Genomic DNA, 21,750 nt, shown 5'->3' on the forward strand with positions numbered 1-21,750 from the left:
GTAAGATCGTTTTTGGAGTAAAACATGAAATTTAAAAATGGATTTTTGGCATTGAGTCTGAGCTTGATCATACCCAATATGGCATGGGCAAATCATCAGGTGGGAAGTATTTATATAAATGGAAAAATTTATACAGCACAAGATAATAAACCTTTACAACAGGCCATAGCAATAGCCACAGATGGTACCATCGTCCGCGTAGGGAGTAATGCCGAGATTAAAAAAATTGCGGATAAAAATACTCAAGTTTATGATTTAAAAAATAAAGTAATGATGCCTGGGCTAGTGGATAGTCATATTCATGCTCTAGCTTCTGGTGTGGAAATGGTTTTAGCGACTATGGATGAAGCACAGGTTGATATTGCGAAGGTCGAAAACAAGCTCAGACAGTCTAAACTGGATGGTACTGGGGTTGCAGGAGATGTGCTGTTTTTAAATGGATTATCATCCGAATATTGGGAATTGAGCCAACAGTTATCCGACGTATTTAACCAGAATGAATGGAAAACCCAGCCACTGGTATTGATTGGAAGCGATCATCATACTGCCTGGGCAAATCAGGCAATGTTGAAAAGAGCAAATATTGATACCAATTATATTAAAAAGCTTAGCCCTGAAAATCAGCAAACCATTGCTCATGATGAAAAATTTCAGCCGACAGGTTTTTTAGTAGATTCTGGTTGGGATGTGGTTAGTGCTAAAATACCTCCAATCGCTCATGAGTTGCTTTATAACGGCTCTAAACAGGCAGTGAAATACTATAATAGTCTAGGTATTACGGCATGGATGGATATTGCGGCCAATGCAGAGCCGAATAAAGGTATTTCTAATATACAAAATACCCCAACTACACTGGGCATGATTCCCATGTATAAAGAATTATCGCAGAGAGGACAATTAACCGCACGTGTGTCGGGACTACATGTCGTTAATCCAAAGAGTACAGTACAGGTATTTGATGTAATTGAATCTATTAACAACCAGTATCAAAACATTGAAAACTTTAATCTGGTCGGTATCAAGATATTCGCTGATGGTGTACTAGAATATCCAGCACAATCTGCTGCTTTACTGGGACAATACACAAACAGCAAAAAGAGTGGACAATTACTGTTTGATCCGGTTGCTTTTAAAACCATTATTGATGAGGCAGACAAGCGGGACATGCTAGTTCATATTCATGCAGTGGGCGACAAAGCTGTGCATGAATCATTAAATGCGTTTGAATATACCCGTTCCAAAAGACATAGTCAGGTTCCTCATAGTATTACCCATCTGCAACTGGTGGACCCTCAAGACTATAAGCGTTTCAAACAAAATAATGTAATTGCCTCCATGCAACTGGCATGGGCCTATGAAGATAGCTTTAATAAAGAATTGGTCAAACCCTATATCAGTGCTGTCTCTTATCGAGGTATGTATCCTGCTCATTCTTTGCTGAAGCATGGGGCAATTATTGCTGGCGCCAGCGATGCTCCAGTTTCAACCCCAAATCCTTTTATTGCCATGGCCACAGCAATTACCCGAAAAGGATTAGATGGAGATCGTCTCAATCCTGCAGAGGCAATTGATCGTGATTCTGTCTTTAAAGCTTATACCATTCATTCGGCTAAAGCTTTATATCTGGATAAAAGCATAGGATCACTTGAGCCTGGTAAAAAGGCAGATATGATCGTGCTGGATCGAGATATTTTTAAAGTTTCACCTGAACAACTGGCTGAAACCAAAGTGCTGTGGACTATTTTTGATGGAATACGGGTCTATCAGCGGTAAGAAGTAGACAGATTTTACTTAAGATGGGCTGAGAAGATCATCAGCTCATTTTACCAATCTGAGCAAAGGGTTAGCACAATTTTCCAACCTTATCTTAATATTATCCCTTAAAAATGCAGAACTGTACTTTTTCACTCACTGATCAGGCTTAATTTTATATCTTTAAAATGTTATTGCCTTATTTTAGCTAAATGCTTTTACGCCGACCACTCTAATTTGGTAACGTCTTAAAAACCTTGTTATTGAGACTGAATGTGGTTGCTGCTTTGTCGGTGGTATTGATCAGACTCAAAATTTCTATTTAGTCATTCAGCAAGATAGCAATCATTCCACGCTCGACGCTACCAGATAGATTGGTAAAGCTGAACAGGATGATCATATGTTGATGATTAATTTTTCTGAATGCTCATCAGATGATGATTCTCCAGCAATTGTGATGAAGAGAAGCTATTGCTCTAGGGGAGGCGATCATTTCAATACCTGTGTTAGAGACAACAATAACAAAAAAAGATTCAATCAGGGGAATGCTCCAACGCTTTACATCTTTATCCATAAACCGGCTACAGAGTTTTCACATTGTCACTGTCAATGAATAAATTGCTAAAAAACAGCTCATTTTTTGCTTAATTTTAAATTTTGTATGGCAATTAGTTTTTGAATAATAGAGTTATTAATCTGAATATGCATCTGGTGATGCTATTTAACTTTGGTTTCAGGTTGATGAAAGTGGTCAAAAAAAGACTTGCATAATGAAAGTCAGCTCAGCCGAAAATTGGTCTGGCTAGGGAAAATTTAATAATTAAGGAATAAGAAATGTTGCTATTGTGCATGGTTCAGCAAGGACAGCGTCATTGGGATGAGGTGATTCGAGGAAATTATCAAGATCGTTCTCAAAATAAGGACCCAATCGCATGATGATTATCCGTTATATTGAGCAGAAAGATATTCATGATCTTTACCGCTTAGCACAAAAAGCAGGCTTTGGTTTAACCTCCTTACAGCCTGATATGGAAATGCTGGCTGCCCGTATTGATCGGGCCGTAAAAACAGTACAGGGCAAATTAGATAAATCGGAGCAGGGCTATTTATTTGTACTGGAAGATACTGAACTGGATAAAGTGGTCGGTGTTTGTGGTATTGAGGTGGCACTTGGTTTAAAAGAGCCTTGGTATAATTTTCATGTCGGGACACAAGTTCACTCCTCCGAGCCTTTGAATGTGTATAAAGCACTGCCGACCTTGTATCTCAGTAATAACCATACCAACTGTAGTGAGCTGTGTACTTTATTCCTCGATCCTGATTATCGCTTAAATAAAAATGGCAAATTTCTGTCCAAAGTCCGTTTTTTATTTCTATCCGCCTTTAGACAATATTTTGAAGAAACCATTGTTGCCGAAATGCGTGGTTTTTCGGATGAAAATGGGCGTTCACCATTTTGGGATGCAGTCGGTCATAGATTCTTTGATATGGACTTTACCAAAGCGGATTATCTCAGTGGGACTGGCAAAAAGGCATTTATTGCAGAATTGATGCCGCGACATCCGCTTTATGTCGATATGCTGCCTGATGAAGCCAAAGCCGTGATTGGTGCCGTGCATCCGAATACTGTCCCTGCGTATAACCTCCTGATTGAAGAAGGGCTGCGTTATAAGGGTTATGTCGATATCTTTGATGGGGGCGCAACCTTACAGGCTGATATCGAAAATTTAAGGGCGATTAAGGACAGTCATGTGGTGCAGGTACAGGTTGAGCCATCTGATGCGGTTTCAGGAGATGATGAGCCGTATATCGTTGCCAATGATGATTATGACAATTATCGCGCAATCCTGATTTATAACCCTCTACATCATGATCTGGTGAAATTGACTGAAGAGCAGGCCCGTCAGTTGCATGTCAAAAATAATGATTCGGTTCGGGTATTAAATATCAATGTTCATCATAAGCATTAAAGAATGACTTTTCGCATGCTACAGCATCTTTAAGCGTGAATTTTATTTGATTTATATTGTATTTTTTATGAGCTTAATCTGTAGGTATTAAATTTTAAGTTCTATACAGTAAAGGCTTATAACGATTATTTACATAAAAAATCTCCTTATAATTAAATATATTTCACGTTTAATTGCTTGTAAATTGAGCAGGAAGATGTGTGTTCACCTTCAAGTGACAAGGGAATAGGATATGATGCTTGCGCCTAAAGGACTTTTGGCGAATAACAATAGATTTTAGTGCCCTGATAACGCATACATGAAAAAGGATGATTGGTGAGGTGAATACGACTTAATACATTCATTTTAAAATAATTTTATTCAACGAAATGGAATTTTTATATTAAAGCAGTTTAAAAATATTATATTTTTATCAAGTGCTTATAACGGTTGTTGTAAGTTGGAGTAAGGATTACATGAGTCAAAATAAAGAAAAGCAACTTCAGGATGAAGACCTGCCCGGGAACCCGCAGGATGAGGAAAAGTTACAGCGTTCTTTGACCAATCGTCATATTCAAATGATTGCGATTGGTGGTGCAATTGGTACCGGTTTATTTATGGGTTCTGGCAAAACCTTAAGTGTTTCGGGTACTTCCATTGTTTTAACTTATTTAATTATCGGCTTTTTCTTTTTCTTTGTAATGCGGGCAATGGGTGAACTATTGCTGGCCAATACCAATTTTAAAACCTTTGCCGATTTTGCAACCGCTTATATCGGTCCTTGGGCTGGCTTTTTCCTGGGCTGGTCGTATTGGGGCAACTGGATTATTACCGCCATTGCAGATGTGATTGTGATTGGGGGGTATATGCAGTTCTGGTACCCCGATGTGCCAGTCTGGATTCCTGCATTTACTTCGCTGGCGATTTTGACGATTTTGAACTTTGTTGCGGTTCGAATGTTTGGTGAACTGGAGTTCTGGTTTTCTCTCATTAAGGTCTCTGCCATTATCCTGTTTATCCTTGCAGGGATATATCTGATTAGTACAGGCTTTACTTCTCCAAGTGGTGTCAAAGCGTCGATGAGTCATGTATTTGAAACTGAATCGATGTTTCCGTATGGCCTTACCGGCTTTTTGGCTGGCTTCCAGATCGCAATCTTCGCCTTTGTCGGGATTGAGCTGGTCGGCACCACAGCTGCTGAAACCAAAGATCCGCATAAATCACTGCCTAAAGCCATTAACTCTATTCCGTTTCGTATCCTGTTGTTTTATGTCGGCGCATTGGTCTGTATTATTGCGGTCACTTCTTGGGCAAAAATTTCACCAGAAAAAAGTCCATTTGTTGAGATGTTCTCTTTGATTGGCTTACCGATTGCAGCGGGTCTGGTCAATTTTGTAGTGGCAACTTCGGCACTTTCTTCTGCCAATAGCGGTATTTTTGCGACCAGTCGTATGCTCTATGGTTTGTCTTTGGACAATGATGCACCTAAAAGCTTTAGTAAGTTATCGAAAAGAAAAGTGCCGATTCGCGGTTTGGTTTTCTCTATGGCTTGCGTCACCATCGGTACTTCAATTTTATTTATTGTACCGAATGTCATGACAGCGTTTACCATCATTTCAGCGCTGACTTCGATCTTATGTGTCTTTACCTTTATACTGATTATTCTTTCTTATATTTGCTATCGTAAGAAGTTTCCTGAGTTGCATCAGCAATCTAAGTTTAAAATGCCGGGTGGCCTGTTTATGGCTTGGTTTACCATGTCATTTTTAGTATTTACCATCGTTATTCTGGCTTTGGATCATGATACCTTGATTGCCTTGGCAGTTTCACCCATCTGGTTTTTGGGCCTGTTTATTGCCTATCGTCGTAAAAAGAAAAAGATGCTGGAGCTGGACCTGCTAAAAGCCAGACCTATGGACTATGTTTAAGCAAGGTTGCGCAGTTGCGATAAAATCTGACCCCGTTTAAAAATAAAAAGCAGAGCCGAGGCTCTGCTTTTTATGGCATCCGTTTTTAGATTTTGCTGATCAAATCGTTGATCTGTTTTGCTTGTTCGGCTGCATTACCTGTGTAGGTTGCAGGTGTAAGCTCAGCAAGGCGAGTACGTTCGTCTTCTGGAACTTGAGCTAGTTCATCACCTTTCACGAAGTTGACCATCATGTCACGTGTCATGGCTTGACCACGAGTCAGGGCTTTTAATTTCTCGTATGGCTTTTCAACGTTATAGCGGCGCATCACGGTTTGAATCGGTTCTGCAAGAACTTCTTGTGCCTGGTCCAAATCTTCATTTAAACGTGCAGCATTGAGTTCAAGTTTACCTACACCTTTTAAGCAAGCATCAAAAGCAATCAAGCTTTGTGCAAAACCAACACCCATATTACGTAATACGGTTGAGTCAGTTAAGTCACGCTGCCAGCGAGAAACAGGAAGTTTTTCACCAAGGTGGCCCAATACTGCATTGGCAATACCCAAGTTACCTTCAGAGTTTTCAAAGTCAATTGGGTTGACTTTATGCGGCATGGTTGAAGAACCTACTTCACCATCTTTTAACTTTTGTTTGAAGTAACCGAGAGAGATATAACCCCAAACGTCACGGTTAAAGTCGATCAGAATCGTATTAAAGCGACGTAATGCATCAAACAATTCAGCCATGTAGTCATGTGGCTCGATTTGCGTGGTGTATGGGTTAAATGCCAAACCTAAAGACTCAACAAATGCTTGTGCATGCGCAGCCCAGTCAATTTCAGGGTAAGCAGAGAGGTGAGCGTTGTAGTTACCGACTGCACCATTAATTTTGCCTAATAATTCAACATTTTCAAATTGCTTGATCTGACGTGCTAAACGGTAAGCAACGTTTGCCATTTCTTTACCCAATGTAGTTGGGCTTGCTGTTTGACCGTGTGTACGAGACAACATTGGTTGTTCAGCATGGGTGGTTGCCAAAGTCGAGATTGAAGTAAGAAGCTGCTTCATGCTTGCCACGAGAACTTCACGGCCATTTTTCAACATTAATGCATGAGACAGGTTGTTGATGTCTTCTGATGTACATGCAAAGTGAATAAATTCGCCTGCATTTTTCAACTCATCAATGTTGGCAATTTTTTCTTTAAGGAAGTATTCAACTGCTTTTACATCATGGTTGGTAGTGCGTTCGATTTCTTTAATGCGGTTTGCATCTTCTTCAGAGAAGTTGCTAACAATCGCATCGAGCGCGGCATTGGTTTCATTTGAAAATGGCGCAACTTCGATGATTTCTGCACGATTCGCAAGTGCTTGTAACCAACGCACTTCAACCGTGACACGAGCGTGGATTAAACCAAACTCAGACAAAAAAGGGCGTAGGGCATCGCATTTGCTAGCGTAACGTCCATCAAGTGGCGAGAGTGCGGTTAAAGCATTCATACAGATTCCTTAATTTTGGAATAAACATAAAAATAAAATCGTTAGCATATCGGCTATACCACCTGATACTGCAAACGAGCGAGAGCTTGAATATCTTGCAATAACTTGCGTTTACTAAAGATCATACTCCACGAACTGCCGCCGGACTGTTTCCATAAATGGGCCAGCTGTAAGCCTGTAAACAGGCAAGCGCGAATACGGTTAGTATGATTAATATCTTTAAAGGCTTCCGCATTACCACGGACTAAAATGCGCGGATTAATTTGGCCCGCAGTTTCAACATAGGTTTGTGCGAGATTGGCAATAATGCTGGGATGCAAATAATTATTATCAAAAAAGGAGAGTTGTTTTAGGATTTTCTGTTGAGCTGTTTCAATGATTTTAACGTATTCAGGATTGCCGTAGACTTTCTTTTCCAGCTGCAATAAGGCCATTGCATAGGACATTGGAAGTTTAGCTGTCGATATTTTGGGAACACGGGATTTGGGTGCCGTATTAAAGGGCTGGGTAATGCAGCCTTCCAGTGTTTTTAAGCCAAGGGAAATATCGGCGAGCTGATTAAAGAAATCGAGGGTTTGCGTGGCATTATTGGCCGTCGGGCGAATATTCAGACTGGCCTTGATGAGCAGTTCGAAATAAAAGTTACCACTATCGCCAATACTTTGCTGTCCAGCCATCGCCGTCATATGCGTCAGCTGGGTTGCCTGAAAGACCGCTGCCAATGCCAAAGCACGGTTTTGTCTGACATTCAACGCTTGCGTGTGCTGAAAGGGTAACTCGACCATGCTTCGCTTCCAATTTCCTTAAATAAAATCCGGTTCAGGTGCATTGGTATGGTGAATCACACCACCGCCTAAGCAAACCTCTCCTGAGTAGAACACCACACTTTGCCCTGGTGTTACAGCGCGTTGCGGTTCATCAAATTCAACACGCACACCATTTTCAGTGTGTTCATCGCGGTAAATTGTACATGCCTGATCAGGTTGACGATAACGGGTTTTTGCTGTGCAACGGAAACCGGTACTCGGGATGTCCTGTTCGCCAGCCACCCAGTCAATCGTCTCGCTCCAAAGCTGTGTGCTTTGCATCAACGGATGTTCATGTCCTTGTCCAATCACCAGTCGGTTATTGGCAATATCTTTATGGAGTACGAACCATGCACCTTCTTGTACACCTTTCATCCCGCCGATACCGATACCACCACGTTGACCCAGCGTATAGTACATCAAGCCATGATGTTCACCAACTTCTTTACCTGATTCCAAAACAATTTTTCCAGCTTGCGCAGGTAAATACTGTTTTAAGAAATCGGTAAAACGACGTTCGCCAATAAAACAGATACCTGTTGAGTCTTTTTTCTTCGCAGTCGCGAGATCCAGTTGTTCTGCGATACGACGAACTTCCGGTTTTTCGATTTCGCCAACAGGGAATAGCGTCTTGTTAATTTCACGACCATGCACTGCATGTAAGAAATAGGTCTGGTCTTTATTGTTATCGACACCACGGAGTAAGGGTGCGTAAGTTTCGCCACGGGAGTTTTGCATGCTTGCGCCACGGCGTGCATAGTGACCTGTTGCAATGAAATCTGCACCTAGGGTCATGGCATGGTCGAGGAACGCACGGAATTTAATTTCTTTATTACACAGAATATCCGGATTGGGGGTACGACCTGCAGCATATTCGGCCAGAAAGTGCTCAAAGACACGATCCCAATATTCCATGGCAAAGTTGGCCGTATGTAATTTGATGCCGATCTTATCTGCAACGGCCTGAGCATCTGCCAGATCTTCAAGTGCTGTGCAGTATTCCGTACCATCATCTTCTTCCCAGTTTTTCATGAAAAGACCTTCAACCTGATATCCTTGTTGAAGTAACAGTGCGGCAGAAACAGAGGAATCTACACCACCAGACATACCGACGATGACACGTTGTTGCATCTAATTAAGCGTCCAAATGAGAAGTTAATGAGGGAGAGAAAGGGTGCTCATAAATAAGCGATAAAGGATATTTCTTGCCAGCAAGGGCATCTTCAACAGCTTTTAAAACCAGTGGACTGCGTGCACGTGCTGATTCTTGTAGCTCATCCAGATTCATCCAGACTGCAGCAACAATACCTGTATCCAGTTGTGCATTTTCTTCAACTGACGTCACATGCGCCAGGAAACAAAAACGGTAGTAGGTGCGATCTGGAAACATCGGCGGGGTATAGGTATAGATCCCAAGCAGGTGGTCGATTTCAACGTGATGGCCTGTTTCTTCCAGTGTCTCACGGATCGCTGCCTGCACAATGGTTTCATTACATTCAACATGACCTGCAGGCTGATTAAACACGGTATGTACAAAGCCTTCACTGTGCTCTTCAACAAACAGAAAGCGTCCGTCTTTTTCGACTACAGTGGCAACTGTGACATGAGGTGTCCAAGCGGTCATAGAAAGCACCATGGTTTTAAAAAATGTATTCTACAAAATTTGAGACGCGGTGGCTATCCTATTATGTCTTGTCACGATCTTTAATATGTTGCTTGGTGTCTTCAGGAATTATACTGGAATATAGAAACTCTAATTCTTTCGGTTTGGTAATCGTTTCATTTGCAATAAAATTAAGGATATGAAAAAGCTTTATGGCTATTTCATTATCGTCATTCAGATCAATCTGACCTGGATGAACCGCATTATTTCCAACCACTCTTAGTAAATCTAATGCTTGTTGGATTTTTGGACTTAAACCTTCAGCAACTAACTCTTTTATATCATTATTAATATTTTTTCCTGATTTTCCTAATTGTTTTAATAAAAGTTGTAGTGCTAATCTTAAAAGCGCTGTTGCACCTTTAGGTGATTCCATAATAATTGATGAAGCCTCATTATATAGATTTTGAATTTCTTCACTCATATCTTGATTAGGCGGTTCGATGACGATTTGCTTGGGGTAAACTAGCTTTTCTTCTACCCAAATAGAGATATCGGAACATGTCAAACAGGTAGATAGTGAAAATTTAGATGGGATGAAATTAGGTAATTTTTTCTCATTCTCTTTATAAAAACGATTTAGAAAATTGACAATAGCATCTTGATAATAATCTTTAATACCAGATCTATAGTCTAGAAAAGTATTATTTAATATCTCTTCTACAGCAGTGGTTGCATTTTGCTTATCAAACCAATTCTGTTGAGAAACTACTTTACAATGTGGGCATTGAAAATTGCTTTTACCAAGTCTTGGTGTATGATCCACAAGTATCTCCAATTTTTATAATATGATGATTTCTAATTATGACGTTGCTGAGTTTAAATAATTATCCTTCACTTTCACATAGTGACGTGCCGAGTAAGGTAAAAACTCCATTTCTTTTTCAGTCAGTGCACGCACTTGTTGGACAGGACTGCCGACATAGAGATAACCGCTTTTTAATACTTTACGTGGCGGCACCAGACTACCGGCACCGATCATTACATCATCTTCAATGATGACGTCATCTAACACGACGGTATTAATCCCGATCAAGACGCGATTACCTATGGTGCAGCCATGTAAAGTTACATGATGCCCAACCGTTACATCTTCTCCAATAACCAGTGGAGAACCATTCGGTTTAGATTGATTCTTATGGCTGACATGCAACATACAATGATCCTGTACGTTACTGTTTTTGCCAATCTGAATTGAATTTACATCACCGCGAATCACGGCAAAAGGCCAGACCGACACATTTTCAGCAAGTTTAACATCACCTACAACAACCGACATGTCATCGATATAACAACTTGAATCAACATCTGGTTTCTGGTCGAGATAGGGACGAATGTTCTTTTGCATAGCCGCGTTCGCTTGAAAATTTAGGGGAATTATAAAATAAAAAAGCATTCATACCCAAGAGCATGAATGCTTAATTTAACGATTCTAAAATTTAGAACAAGTTACTGAAGAACATTTTGATATGGTCAATCATACGTGCAAAAAAGCCAGCTTCTTCAACAGGTTTCAATGCGACCAATGGTTTTTCTGCAATCACTTTACCATCCAGACTTGCAACCAGTTTACCCACCACTTGACCTTTAGCTAAAGGTGCATTGAGTTTAGGCTGAACCACAAGCTGAGTTTTGATTTTGTCTGCCTGGCCTTTAGGCATGGTCACATTGAAGTTTTCTGCTAAGCCAATTTGAACATCATCTTGTTTACCGAACCAAACTTTAGCCTTTGCAAGAACCTGGTTGGCTGGTTGAACATTAGCAGTTTCAAAGTTTGAAAAGCCCCAAGCTAAAAGCGTACGTGTCTGATCGGCACGTTCATTCATGCTTGGTGTTCCGAAAATCACTGAAATTAAACGCATTGGGCCGCGTTTACTTGACGTGGTTAAGCAGAAACCCGCTTCATTGGTATGACCTGTTTTTAAACCATCTACACTTGGATCGGTATAAAGCAGGGCATTACGGTTGCCTTGTTTGATGCCATTAAAAGCAAATTCTTTTTCTGAATAAATCGGATAGTATTTAGAACTGTCTTTAATGATGTGTTGAGCAAGGATGGCCATATCTTTGGCAGTTGAATAATGACCTTCAGCTGGCATACCGGTTGAGTTGATAAAGTGAGTGTTCACCATACCAACACGTTTTGCTTCCTGGTTCATCATATGGGCAAAGGTCCCTTCATTGCCCGCGATATGTTCAGCCATTGCTTTAGAAGCATCATTACCTGACTGGATAATAATACCACGCAACATTTCTAAAACTGTTGCAGTACCATTCAGTGGAACATACATACATGATTCAGAGCTGCTACCACGACACCACGCAGATTCATTCATGCGTACCTGTTCGTTTTCAGTCAATTCACCCTTTAAAAGTTTCTGCTCAATGATGTAGCTTGTCATCATTTTTGTCATTGAAGCAGGTGCCAGTTTTTCATTTTCGTTTTTGGCAGCGAGAATCTGTCCGGTCTCGTAATCCATTAATACATAGGATTTATTATTTAATTCTGGTGGAGCGGATAGGACAGTTGCTGCATATGAAAAGCTTGGCAAAAGTAATAATGCAGCAAGAGCGCTTTTGTGAGTCATTCTAGGTGGTTCCAATATCTTGTATGAAGCAGACGAGCCTAGCATTTTAGGATAAAGCAAAGCCGACTTCTACGGGGGAAATCGGCTTTTTCATACAGTATTGTAACCTGAACCTTAATTGTTCATCTTATTTGGAATAATAATTACGAACGTCATCGCAAATTTGACGGTTATCACTGTCAGAAGCTGCTTTTGCATCATTACGTGCTTCTTTTAAAGCTTCTTTAAAATCTTTACCTTTTACGCGTTTATTCAAGCTTTCAACCGCGTTGGCATCATTATTCAAATAGGCTTTAACCAGGTTGTCATAAGCTTTATTAAATTTTAGATCTTTGCCAATCAAGCTTGGACAAATTTCAGAAAGCACATAGATCGCGGCAAGCTCTTGCTTGGTAACGCTATCTGAAGTTGGAGTCACTTCAATCTTTTCCGCTTCTGTAGATTTTTTATCTGCCGCAAATGCTGTAGGAGCTAGAGCGCTAGAAGCGATGAGAAATGATAAACCTAGTGTTTTAAAAACATTTTTCTTCATAATAAATCAAACTCAGAACAAGACTTAAAGAATTTGAATAACTTATAGCATAGAAGCCGGTAAAAAAATGTATGTTTGCTGTAGGAAACGTGGAGAAAGTGTGGGTTTAAATTTTCAGAATCTTAAATTTCTTACAACTTCTAAGGCGTTTTCTATCGTGGATAGGGCGGTTTAGCTATTGGTAGAGGAGCGTAACTTAACTTGACATCCGAGATTAAGATCAACAAGATTAAAAAATAGCCAGCAATGCGTGGGATTGAAAATCAGGATAATTAAAAAAGAACTGGAAAGGAAAAAAAGGAGTAAGGGCATGAATCGATTCAAGGGTGGTGTTGATATTGCACTCAAACTTCCACCTCATCAATATGAAGCAACCATTGCATTTTATCGTGATGTGATTGGTCTTAAACAAATTACAGAAAAAGAACCTGATGTCGGTTTTGAATTGGGCCCAATCAAGCTCTGGATCGCCGCCGTGCCAGAGATGAGTCAGGCAGAACTTTGGCTTGAGCTCTTTACCGATGATTTTACTGAGGCAGCTCACTATCTAAATAAAGCAGGCGTGGTGCGTTGTGATGCAATTGAGCCTTTGCCCGAAGGTTTTAAAGGAGGATGGATTACTAGCCCTGCAAATATTATCCATATGGTGCGTGAACCAGATGCATGGTAATAGTGTTGATCAGATAAGAATCGCTTGTATGGATGATGAGATGGAAGAGGTGTGGTTTTATCCATCTTAATTTAAAACCACACCGATATTTTAAAGCCAGATTAGCCTTCGAAATTCAAGACTTCTTCACATACCGCTTTCTGCTCTGCCTTGTCGACTTCAGCCGCTGCTTCATGGGCATCTTTTAACAGGCTTTTAAATTCAGCATCTTTTTGCAGACTTTCAAGCGAAGCTGATTTGTCAGAATAATTGCTTAAATAAGTGCCGACCATTTTTTTGATATTCTGATCAAATTTGGCATTTTTCCCAATCAGAGCTGGACACATCTCAATCAGTACTTGTGCATTGGCAATGTCATCTTTAATGAGGGCATCTGCTTCTTTCACTGAAACCGTTTCATCTGCAAAGACAACAGGTGCTGTAAAAAGCGTGAAACTCACCCCAAAAACTTTAATAAAATTAGATAAATGTCTCATGGCTGCGTAAATTTTTAATACTAAGAAGCCATAAATATATATAATTCAAGGAATAATTCAATTGAAAAAACTGCTTAGTAACATTGAAGAGAATTGATTTTAGTGAATATTTTAATAGCAAACGATGACGGTGTGTTCGCGCCCGGACTACAAGCTTTGGCTCAAGCCTTAAAACCTTTAGGTCGTGTGGTTGTGGTTGCGCCTGAAAGTGAACGTAGTGGTTATTCAAGTGCATTAACGCTGGACCGTCCTTTACGTCCTGTACAGATCGCTGAAGATGTCTGGGCGGTCAATGGTACGCCAGCAGATTGTGTCTATTTATCCATGAATGGCTTATTTGATTTTGAATTTGATCTGGTGGTCAGCGGAATCAATAGTGGCGCGAATCTGGGCGATGATGTTTTATATTCTGGTACGGTTGGTGCTGCTTTTGAAGGGCGGTTAATGAAGCACCCTGCGATTGCCGTTTCACTGGCGGGCGCCAATGTACGAGCCTACGAGCATCCTGAACATTATGCCAAAGCAGCGCAATGGGTCCATGACTTCATTGCCAAAGGCTTGCCGGTTTTACCGCCGCGACATATTTTTAATATTAATATTCCGGATGTTGAGCAAATTCAAGGGGCTCAAGTGACCTACCAAGGCCGTCGGGCACAATCCAAACCGATCAGCAGTCATGTTGACCCACGTGGACGTCAGGTGTACTGGATTGGATTGGCGGGTGAAGCCGTTACCGATCCGCAACCTGTCTCGGATTATGTCCAGTCAGATTTTTTTGCAGTCTCAAATGGTTATGTCAGTATTACCCCGATCCAGATGGATGCGACCAACTATACCGTATTGGAAAATTTACATGCGCATGTAAATGGTTAAGGGTATGAATGTTATAACTTTGTGAATAAAGAAAGTGAGAACTCGTTTTTTCTCACTTTTTTGATACTCTTAGCGCAAATAAATTGAGGTTTTTTCGATGAGGGCGAAGATGCACTTAAACCATGTCTCGGTTTTTCTATCACAGAAAATGATTAAAACAATCGTTTTGTCTATGGCGGTTGCGACAGTGGCAGTTATGACAGGGTGTGCATCAAAACCGCAAGTCAATGGTGGAGCACGTCATACGCTGCCAGCACCAAACTATTACACGGTGCGTTCAGGCGATACCCTAAGCGGGATCTCAAATCGTTATGGTTTGAACTATCTGAATGTGGCTGCACTGAATGATATCGCACCGCCTTATCGTATTTATGTCAATCAGTCATTGCGTTTAAAAGGCTCGGCTGCCCAGCGTACAACATCGACGCAAGCCATGGCACAAACCGCACCAATCCAGCGCCAAAGTATTAATTTACCAAGCCAGCAACCAGTCGCGCCAAAACCACAACCAGTGGTACCACGTCCGGTAGTGCCGACCGTACCGGTTAATCCGTCATCTTCAACTGTGGCCTCAAGCCTGCGTTGGGTGAAACCATCAAATGGTGCCGTCATTCAAACCTTTAATCTGGCGAGTAATGTCAAAGGCACACGCTATGGTGGAAATGTGGGCGATCCGATTTTTGCGGCTGCAAACGGGCAGGTGGTTTATGCGGCGGATGGCCTAAAAGAATATGGCAACCTGGTGTTGGTTAAACATATTGATGGCTACATCACAGCCTATGCCCATAATAGCAAAATGCTGGTGAAGAGCGGTGATAATGTGACAGCAGGACAGAAAATTGCAGAAATGGGTTCTTCTGGCGCATCGCAAGTCATGCTGGAATTCCAGGTTCGTTTAGATGGTAAACCTGTGAACCCGAGCACAGTTTTACCAAATTAACTAAAGATTATTAATAAACTTTCAATAATTTATTAATAATTCCCCTAGTCTATAAATAGACTTCCTTGTATACTTAATTTGATTGCTTTCATTAGAACAATAAGCATATTAATAAATTAAGTTGAGAGGGAAGTCTATGCTAGATCAATTGCGTGCAATGGGGGTCTTTGCTTGTGTCGTCGAAAAAAGTTCTTTCAGTGGTGCAGCAAGAGAACTTGGAATTACCACCAGTGCGGTCAGTCAACAAATCCGTTCTTTAGAACAAGAAATGGATGTCACCTTACTTCATCGTTCTACCCGAAAACTCAGTCTCACTGAAGCTGGACAGGCATTTTTCCTCAGTTGTCAGGAAATGTTGGCCGCAGCTGAGCGAGGCAAAATCCGCATTAATGAATTACGTGATGATCTGGTAGGCGATTTGCGTATTGCTACCACACCTGAACTCGGTGCCTTGCACGTTATTCCTGCATTGTCGCACTGGATGTCGGCGCATAAAGGGCTAGCGATTCATTTTGAAGCAGACCATCGTTATATTGACCTGATCGAAGAACGTATTGATATTGCGATACGCATGAGCTTGAAGATGGAAGATCAGCAATTGTCTGCTGTGCCTTTAGCGCGGGTAGATCAGGTTCTGGTTGCATCGCCAAGTTATCTGAATCAGGCGCAACCCATCACCCGTCCTGAAGACTTGCGTAACCATGAATTACTGCCGATAACTCTGATGCAAAATTATCAACATTTTACCTTCCGTCACGGCATCAGTGGCGATGTGGTGAATGTGGATATGAAAACACGTTTAGGCACCAATAATGTTTTTGTAGCCAAGGCCTTATGTCAACAAGGACATGGCATAGCACGTATCCTGTATATGGATATTCAAAAAGAACTGATCAATGGATCGTTGGTTGAGGTTCTGCCAGATTGGCAACTACCATCTTATACCTTGCATGCCTTAACCTCTAAACGCGAACAATATCCAATGAAGGTGCATCGCTGTATTGATGCCTTGAAGCAATATTTTGCCCAGTTACCTGGCGGACGCTCGTTACAGGGTGTTGCCTAAGTCAAAAGGCCATGTTCCTCGGAACATGGCCTTTTTGTTTATCTGTTTTTCTTTTTACGCATCGATTTTAGCGTTTTTGCCTCAGCAGTGTTTTCTTCACTTGCTTTGGCTTTTGCTTCTACCTCATCTTTCTTGGTTTTTTTACGCTTTTTCTTTTTCTTTGGCTCGTCCTCTTCCACCGCTTCACCGTCTTCGATGGCTTGCCAGTATTCAAGTTGTTCCATGACTGCAGCATAAATCGAGTTTTTGCTATAGCGACCTTTTTTATCCAGTGTACCCACTGGGCGTGCCATTAGAATTTCCAAGGCCTGGTCAATGGTGTCAATCGCGTGCACATGGAAGAGTCCGGCTTTGACGGCTTCACTCACGTCCTGACGTAACATCAGATGCTGCATGTTTTGACGCGGGATAATCACGCCTTGTTTGCCAGTCAAGCCTTGCAATTTGCAGGCATCATAGAAGCCTTCAATTTTGGCATTGACACCGCCAATCGGCTGCACCTGGCCCAACTGGTTCATCGAACCGGTAATTGCCCATGATTGGTCAATCGGGATCTGGCAGATTGCAGAGATCAAGGCAGACAGTTCCGCAACGGTTGCACTATCACCATCGACCTGACCATAGCTTTGTTCAAAAGCCAATGCGGCAGAGAAGTGCAGGATCTGTTCACGACCAAAGTGTGCTTTTAGGAAGCTCGACATCAACAACACACCTTTGGCATGCAGAGAACCGCCCAGTTCGACGCTGCGCTCAATGTCCAGAATATCACCGCCACCTTGATATACAGATGCCGTCAGGCGAGAAGGGAGGCCAAACTCGACATCAGCATAATGAATTACGGAGAGGGCATTGATTTGTCCCAGACGATGTCCGGAGGTTTCAATCAATTGGGTCCCACGGGACAGATCCTGCCAGTACAGTTCACGTAAATAGCCTAAGCGATATTGGCGGTGATGCAGGGCTTGATTGACATGCTCGTCGGTCACGATCTTGTCGCCTGCCTTAAAGGCATGGTGATGCGCTTCACGAATTAAATCGCCTAAGGTAGATGCATGGAGCGATAATGAGCTTTGATCTTCAGCCTGACGACTTGAATCCGTCAGCAAGGCTGCAAGTGCAGAGCGATCAAAAGGCAATAGTTTGTCAGCTTGTACATAATCTGCGATCAGCTGCATATAGGCCTGCTCATTACTGTCATTACGTTGTAATGTATCTGTAAAGTCGGCACGGATTTTAAAGACACTGCCGAGTTCAGGCTCAACCTCTAAAATTTCATAATAAATTTCAGGTTCTGCTAATAAAACTACTTTTATTTCAAGCGGAACGGAAGCCGGCTCTATAGAAATGCTACCTGTGAGGGTCAACATATGCTCTAGCGAAGACAGTTTAAGCTGACCCGATTTTAAGGCACGTTTCAATCCCTGCCATGCATAAGGTTGCTCAAGCAGTTGCTCTGCTTCCAGCATCAAAAATCCACCATTGGCCTGATGTAATGAACCTGGACGAATCAAGGTAAAATCAGTAGTAATGGTACCGTTATGGGTCAGTTGCTCAACATGGCCTAACAGGTTGTAGTGCGTCGGGAAGTCTTCGAAAATGACGGGCGCACCGCTGTTCGGTTTGTTCGACACAATGACATTGGCTTGGTAGCGTGATGGAACACGATTGAATAAAGCAGGGGTAAAGTCATCCTCTTCTTGTTCAAGAATCAGCTCAACATTATCAATAATGTCTTCCGCATAATGTTTTAAATATAGATCCAGACCTTTGACGTCTTTATTTTTATTTAAAATCGATTCTACCCGTGGGGTAACCACTTGCGTTGCGATATCGCGATTTAGACTTGAAACCTGATCACGGGCATCATCTTCCAGATCACCGAGATGTAATCCGAGGCGTTCGAGTTTCTTCTCCATATAGCGAATATTGGAGGTAATTTCTGCACGCTCTTTGCTATTCAGAGTATTCAGGTCAGTCTGCGTCAACTCATGATATTCATTGTCCTTGAGTTGCATGGGAACAAAGACGTGTTTGTCATTACGTGAAATCAGTTTTAAATCGAGTTCTTCACCTTCTTTGGTCAGTTCAACCAGTGCCTGCTGTTGAACATCACCGGTATCCTGACGAATACGCTCGATGCGGTTGTGATAGCTTTCAGCACTAAAACGGCGTTCTAACTGTTTAAGAATAATCTGCCATGTTTGCTGTAAGGCATTCTGGAACTTAACCCCTTGTCCTGCCGGGAAGCGTAAAGCAATCGGTTGACGCGGATTTTTAAAATTATTGAGATAGACCCAGTCATCCGGAGTCGGCATGGTCTTGGCATGTTGTTGCAGTAAACGCTTGATCATGGTGCGTTTACCCAGGCCTGCTGTCCCCACAGCAAAAATATTGTAGCCCGAATAAGGCAGTGCGATACCCGCCTCAACGGAAGCGCGTGCGCGGTCTTGTCCTAAGAAGTTATTGAGCGGCTTGATTCGTTTGGTTGAACTTGGTATTTCCGCTAAATCTGGAATATGGGTAAGTTGGTCTGCACGTAGTGCTGTTTTAAGCAGTGTAGGTTGTATGTCCGTCTGTTCAAAAGCGCTTGGAAATGAATTGATCTTCGCTGTAATCGTGTTTGTTGGTGTTAAAGATAAAGTTGTTGCAGTCATTTGATCAAGTTTTTGGGTCACTGTTGCTATCCAACAAATAAACGTAAGTTGAGTAATTAAAGGTATACAGTTTTAGACCTAAAGATCAAGCGAACTTGTGTTTTTTATCGACAAAACAAAAGAATGATTGCATAAAGCAACTTGCAAGCAGAAGCAAGAAACGATTGAATAAGCACATTTATAGATTATTGGAAAATAATAACCAATGACAACGCAAGCCACCGGGTGGGCTTCGGCATTTAAAGCATTTTTAGATCGCCGTGCCCTGATTATGTTATTTCTTGGTTTCTCTGCGGGGATACCAATTTTACTGATTTTTTCTAGCTTGTCTTTATGGCTGGGTGAGGCGGGCATTGAGAAGAGTGCAGTCACCTTTTTCAGTTGGGCCGCATTGGGATATTCCTTTAAGTTTGTCTGGGCACCGCTGATTGATGAGTTGCCAGTTCCATTTTTAACCAAAAGCTTGGGTCGCCGTCGTGCCTGGTTGCTGATTGCACAAAGTTTGATTATCTGTGCGATTTGTATCATGGCATTTTCTGATCCAGCACTTGGACAGAGCTATTTGATCCAGATGGCTGTGGGCGCTGTGTTACTGGGTTTCTCGGCGGCAACGCAAGATATTGTGATTGATGCTTATCGTATTGAGCTGGCTGAAACCGAAATGCAGACCGTGTTAGCGTCAACTTACAATGCCGGTTACCGTATCGGGATGATTGTTGCGGGTGCAGGTGCTTTGTTCTTGGCTGCTTATCTCGGAACTGCAAAAGGGAACTATATTTACGAGGCTTGGAAATATACTTATTTAACCATGGCCGCCGTCATGGTCGTAGGTATTATTACCACGCTTTGTGTACGTGAGCCACAGGTCAATCGTATTCATAAGCACTATAAAACCACTGATTACTATCGCCTAGTCTTTGTGTTTTTTGTTGCAGTTGCTACATTCGTGGTGAGTTACATTTATTCGGGCAATATCACTGAAGCAATTTCGAAATCTGCAGCTATTAAAGATACAGCTGCATTGTTCGGTCTGGAAGCACTACGCTTTTTGACGGCAACCGCCTCAGCACTCTTGATTGGTTTTGGACTGGTCAAAGTTGGGGTAGTGAATCAGCAAATGGCGAAAGAAACCTGGGTTGCGCCGATTCTGGACTTCTTTAAACGTTATGGTGTCAAGCTTGCATTGGTGCTGTTATTGCTCATTGGTTTTTTCCGTATCTCGGACATCATTGCAGGTGTCATTTCCAATGTGTTCTATCAGGATCTGAACTTTAGTAAAGAACAGATTGCGGAAGCCGTGAAGATCTATGGCGTTGTATTTAGCCTGATTGGTGGTTTCCTTGGTGGTTTGCTGGCGCAACGTATGAACATTATGAAACTGATGTTTGTAGGAGCGGTGCTTGCAAGTTCAACCAATTTGATTTTCATTGGTCTGGTGAAGTCAGGTCAAGCACTGGATCAGGTACAAGTTCAGGTGGGTGAACAGCATTATCAGGTAGATACTGATGAGGTGGGCTACTGGAAGTTGCAAGTACCGAATGAGGTCTTGGCGAAAGCCAATGCAGTTCAGGTCAGTGCCCAGTATCAGAATCAAGCTGATTCAAACATTCAACTTGCAGTGCCTTATTTAATTACTTCACAACAGCCACAAATCCAGTTGTTGCCGATTAGCAACGATGATCAGTTAACGCCAAAAGAGTTAAAACAAAGTCTGGTGGTTAAAGGGCAGTTGGCAGGGATCAAGGCTGAAGATTTAAATGCAGAACGTCCGGTTGTTTTAAAACTGGATGGTCAGGAATTTGTCGCGAAAGTTGATTCTAGCGGTTTATTTACGGGTGCGGTGGATGGCAAGCTGTTGCAAGCATCTAGCAGCAAAACCATTACCGCTTTGGCCAATTTGAAAAATAACACTGGCCATGAATTACTGGCAACCCGACAATATCGTATCGATACCACAGCACCTACAGATGTGCTAGATATCGATATTCAGCCTGTGGCGGTGATTGATCCAGGTCAGGCTGGCACTGTTGAACTCTCGGGTAAGGTCATTAAGAGCTATAGTTCTTTATGGTTGTATTTGGCGATTATTATCGATAATTTAGCCTCTGGATTGGCAGGTGCAGCATTTATTGCCTTCTTATCCAGCTTAACCAGCGTATCATTTACAGCCGTTCAATATGCGATTTTCAGTTCTCTCATGACGCTCACGCCTAAATTGTTGGGTGGTTATTCGGGAACAATTGTAAGCAATATCGGCTATCCGAATTTCTTTTTAATGACGACTCTAATTGGTATCCCAATTTTAGTTCTTGTGGTTTGGGTTGCGAAACTGTTACGTGATCATGAAAACCAGACAACACAGCAGAAAGGTGAATAACT

Annotated in this window: 18 protein-coding genes; 8 read left to right on the forward strand and 10 right to left on the reverse strand. The window is 41.9% G+C overall.

Annotated features, from left to right (window positions below):
* Positions 1-24 precede the first annotated feature (24 nt).
* The 3 genes from MSG93_RS12730 (at position 25) to MSG93_RS12740 (ending at position 5,629) form a co-directional block, all read left to right on the forward strand.
* A complete protein-coding gene (locus MSG93_RS12730) occupies positions 25-1,773 on the forward strand; it encodes an amidohydrolase (protein WP_324622093.1) in 1,749 nt (582 codons plus the stop codon).
* Positions 1,774-2,684: 911 nt separating this feature from the next.
* On the forward strand, positions 2,685-3,722 hold the full coding sequence (gene astA, locus MSG93_RS12735) for an arginine N-succinyltransferase (protein WP_324622094.1): 1,038 nt from the start codon (positions 2,685-2,687) through the stop codon (positions 3,720-3,722).
* Positions 3,723-4,177: 455 nt separating this feature from the next.
* On the forward strand, positions 4,178-5,629 hold the full coding sequence (locus tag MSG93_RS12740) for an amino acid permease (RefSeq protein WP_005287290.1): 1,452 nt from the start codon (positions 4,178-4,180) through the stop codon (positions 5,627-5,629).
* Between the two features lie 85 nt (positions 5,630-5,714).
* Here MSG93_RS12740 and purB read toward each other — a convergent pair whose 3' ends face one another.
* The 8 genes from purB to MSG93_RS12780 all read right to left on the reverse strand — a co-directional run bounded on the left by purB (position 5,715) and on the right by MSG93_RS12780 (position 12,692).
* Positions 5,715-7,103: an adenylosuccinate lyase gene (gene purB, locus MSG93_RS12745; RefSeq protein WP_005231408.1), complete on the reverse strand. Its 1,389-nt coding sequence runs from the start codon at positions 7,101-7,103 to the stop codon at positions 5,715-5,717.
* A 53-nt stretch (positions 7,104-7,156) separates the two neighbouring features.
* Entirely contained in the window at positions 7,157-7,888 is a 732-nt protein-coding gene (gene hflD, locus MSG93_RS12750; RefSeq protein WP_324622095.1) for a high frequency lysogenization protein HflD, read from the reverse strand.
* Positions 7,889-7,906: 18 nt separating this feature from the next.
* A complete protein-coding gene (gene mnmA, locus MSG93_RS12755; RefSeq protein WP_009511865.1) occupies positions 7,907-9,040 on the reverse strand; it encodes a tRNA 2-thiouridine(34) synthase MnmA in 1,134 nt (377 codons plus the stop codon).
* A gap of 4 nt (positions 9,041-9,044) precedes the next feature.
* A complete protein-coding gene (locus MSG93_RS12760; protein WP_324622096.1) occupies positions 9,045-9,533 on the reverse strand; it encodes an NUDIX hydrolase in 489 nt (162 codons plus the stop codon).
* A 61-nt stretch (positions 9,534-9,594) separates the two neighbouring features.
* Entirely contained in the window at positions 9,595-10,338 is a 744-nt protein-coding gene (locus MSG93_RS12765; protein ID WP_005287282.1) for a DUF4145 domain-containing protein, read from the reverse strand.
* Positions 10,339-10,374: 36 nt separating this feature from the next.
* Positions 10,375-10,920: a gamma carbonic anhydrase family protein gene (locus tag MSG93_RS12770; protein WP_005287279.1), complete on the reverse strand. Its 546-nt coding sequence runs from the start codon at positions 10,918-10,920 to the stop codon at positions 10,375-10,377.
* A 91-nt stretch (positions 10,921-11,011) separates the two neighbouring features.
* Entirely contained in the window at positions 11,012-12,160 is a 1,149-nt protein-coding gene (gene dacC / locus MSG93_RS12775; protein WP_005231398.1) for a D-alanyl-D-alanine carboxypeptidase PBP5/6, read from the reverse strand.
* Between the two features lie 127 nt (positions 12,161-12,287).
* Positions 12,288-12,692, reverse strand: coding sequence for an MCR_0457 family protein (locus MSG93_RS12780; RefSeq protein WP_005231397.1), 405 nt, complete (start codon positions 12,690-12,692; stop codon positions 12,288-12,290).
* A 310-nt stretch (positions 12,693-13,002) separates the two neighbouring features.
* Here MSG93_RS12780 and MSG93_RS12785 point away from each other — a divergent pair, with 310 nt between their 5' ends.
* Positions 13,003-13,362, forward strand: coding sequence for a VOC family protein (locus MSG93_RS12785; RefSeq protein WP_005287277.1), 360 nt, complete (start codon positions 13,003-13,005; stop codon positions 13,360-13,362).
* A gap of 101 nt (positions 13,363-13,463) precedes the next feature.
* Here the strand turns inward: MSG93_RS12785 and MSG93_RS12790 are convergent, their stop codons facing one another.
* Positions 13,464-13,838, reverse strand: a complete 375-nt coding sequence (locus MSG93_RS12790) for an MCR_0457 family protein (protein WP_005287272.1) — start codon at positions 13,836-13,838, stop codon at positions 13,464-13,466.
* A gap of 102 nt (positions 13,839-13,940) precedes the next feature.
* Here MSG93_RS12790 and surE point away from each other — a divergent pair, with 102 nt between their 5' ends.
* The 3 genes from surE (at position 13,941) to MSG93_RS12805 (ending at position 16,717) form a co-directional block, all read left to right on the forward strand.
* Positions 13,941-14,711, forward strand: a complete 771-nt coding sequence (gene surE, locus MSG93_RS12795; protein WP_005231390.1) for a 5'/3'-nucleotidase SurE — start codon at positions 13,941-13,943, stop codon at positions 14,709-14,711.
* A gap of 109 nt (positions 14,712-14,820) precedes the next feature.
* Entirely contained in the window at positions 14,821-15,651 is an 831-nt protein-coding gene (locus tag MSG93_RS12800) for a peptidoglycan DD-metalloendopeptidase family protein (protein WP_005231389.1), read from the forward strand.
* A gap of 136 nt (positions 15,652-15,787) precedes the next feature.
* Positions 15,788-16,717, forward strand: coding sequence for a LysR family transcriptional regulator (locus MSG93_RS12805; RefSeq protein WP_005287268.1), 930 nt, complete (start codon positions 15,788-15,790; stop codon positions 16,715-16,717).
* A gap of 38 nt (positions 16,718-16,755) precedes the next feature.
* Here MSG93_RS12805 and MSG93_RS12810 read toward each other — a convergent pair whose 3' ends face one another.
* The gene (locus tag MSG93_RS12810) at positions 16,756-19,392 is read right to left on the reverse strand and encodes a Lon protease family protein (protein ID WP_005287265.1); all 2,637 of its coding nucleotides are present in this window, start codon (positions 19,390-19,392) and stop codon (positions 16,756-16,758) included.
* Positions 19,393-19,576: 184 nt separating this feature from the next.
* On the opposite strand from MSG93_RS12810, the gene MSG93_RS12815 reads away from it, so the two are divergent.
* The gene (locus tag MSG93_RS12815) at positions 19,577-21,748 is read left to right on the forward strand and encodes an AmpG family muropeptide MFS transporter (RefSeq protein ID WP_324622097.1); all 2,172 of its coding nucleotides are present in this window, start codon (positions 19,577-19,579) and stop codon (positions 21,746-21,748) included.
* Positions 21,749-21,750: the final 2 nt, after the last annotated feature.

Source organism: Acinetobacter sp. IK40 (genome assembly GCF_035615075.1).
In the GTDB taxonomy this organism is placed as follows: domain Bacteria; phylum Pseudomonadota; class Gammaproteobacteria; order Pseudomonadales; family Moraxellaceae; genus Acinetobacter; species Acinetobacter courvalinii.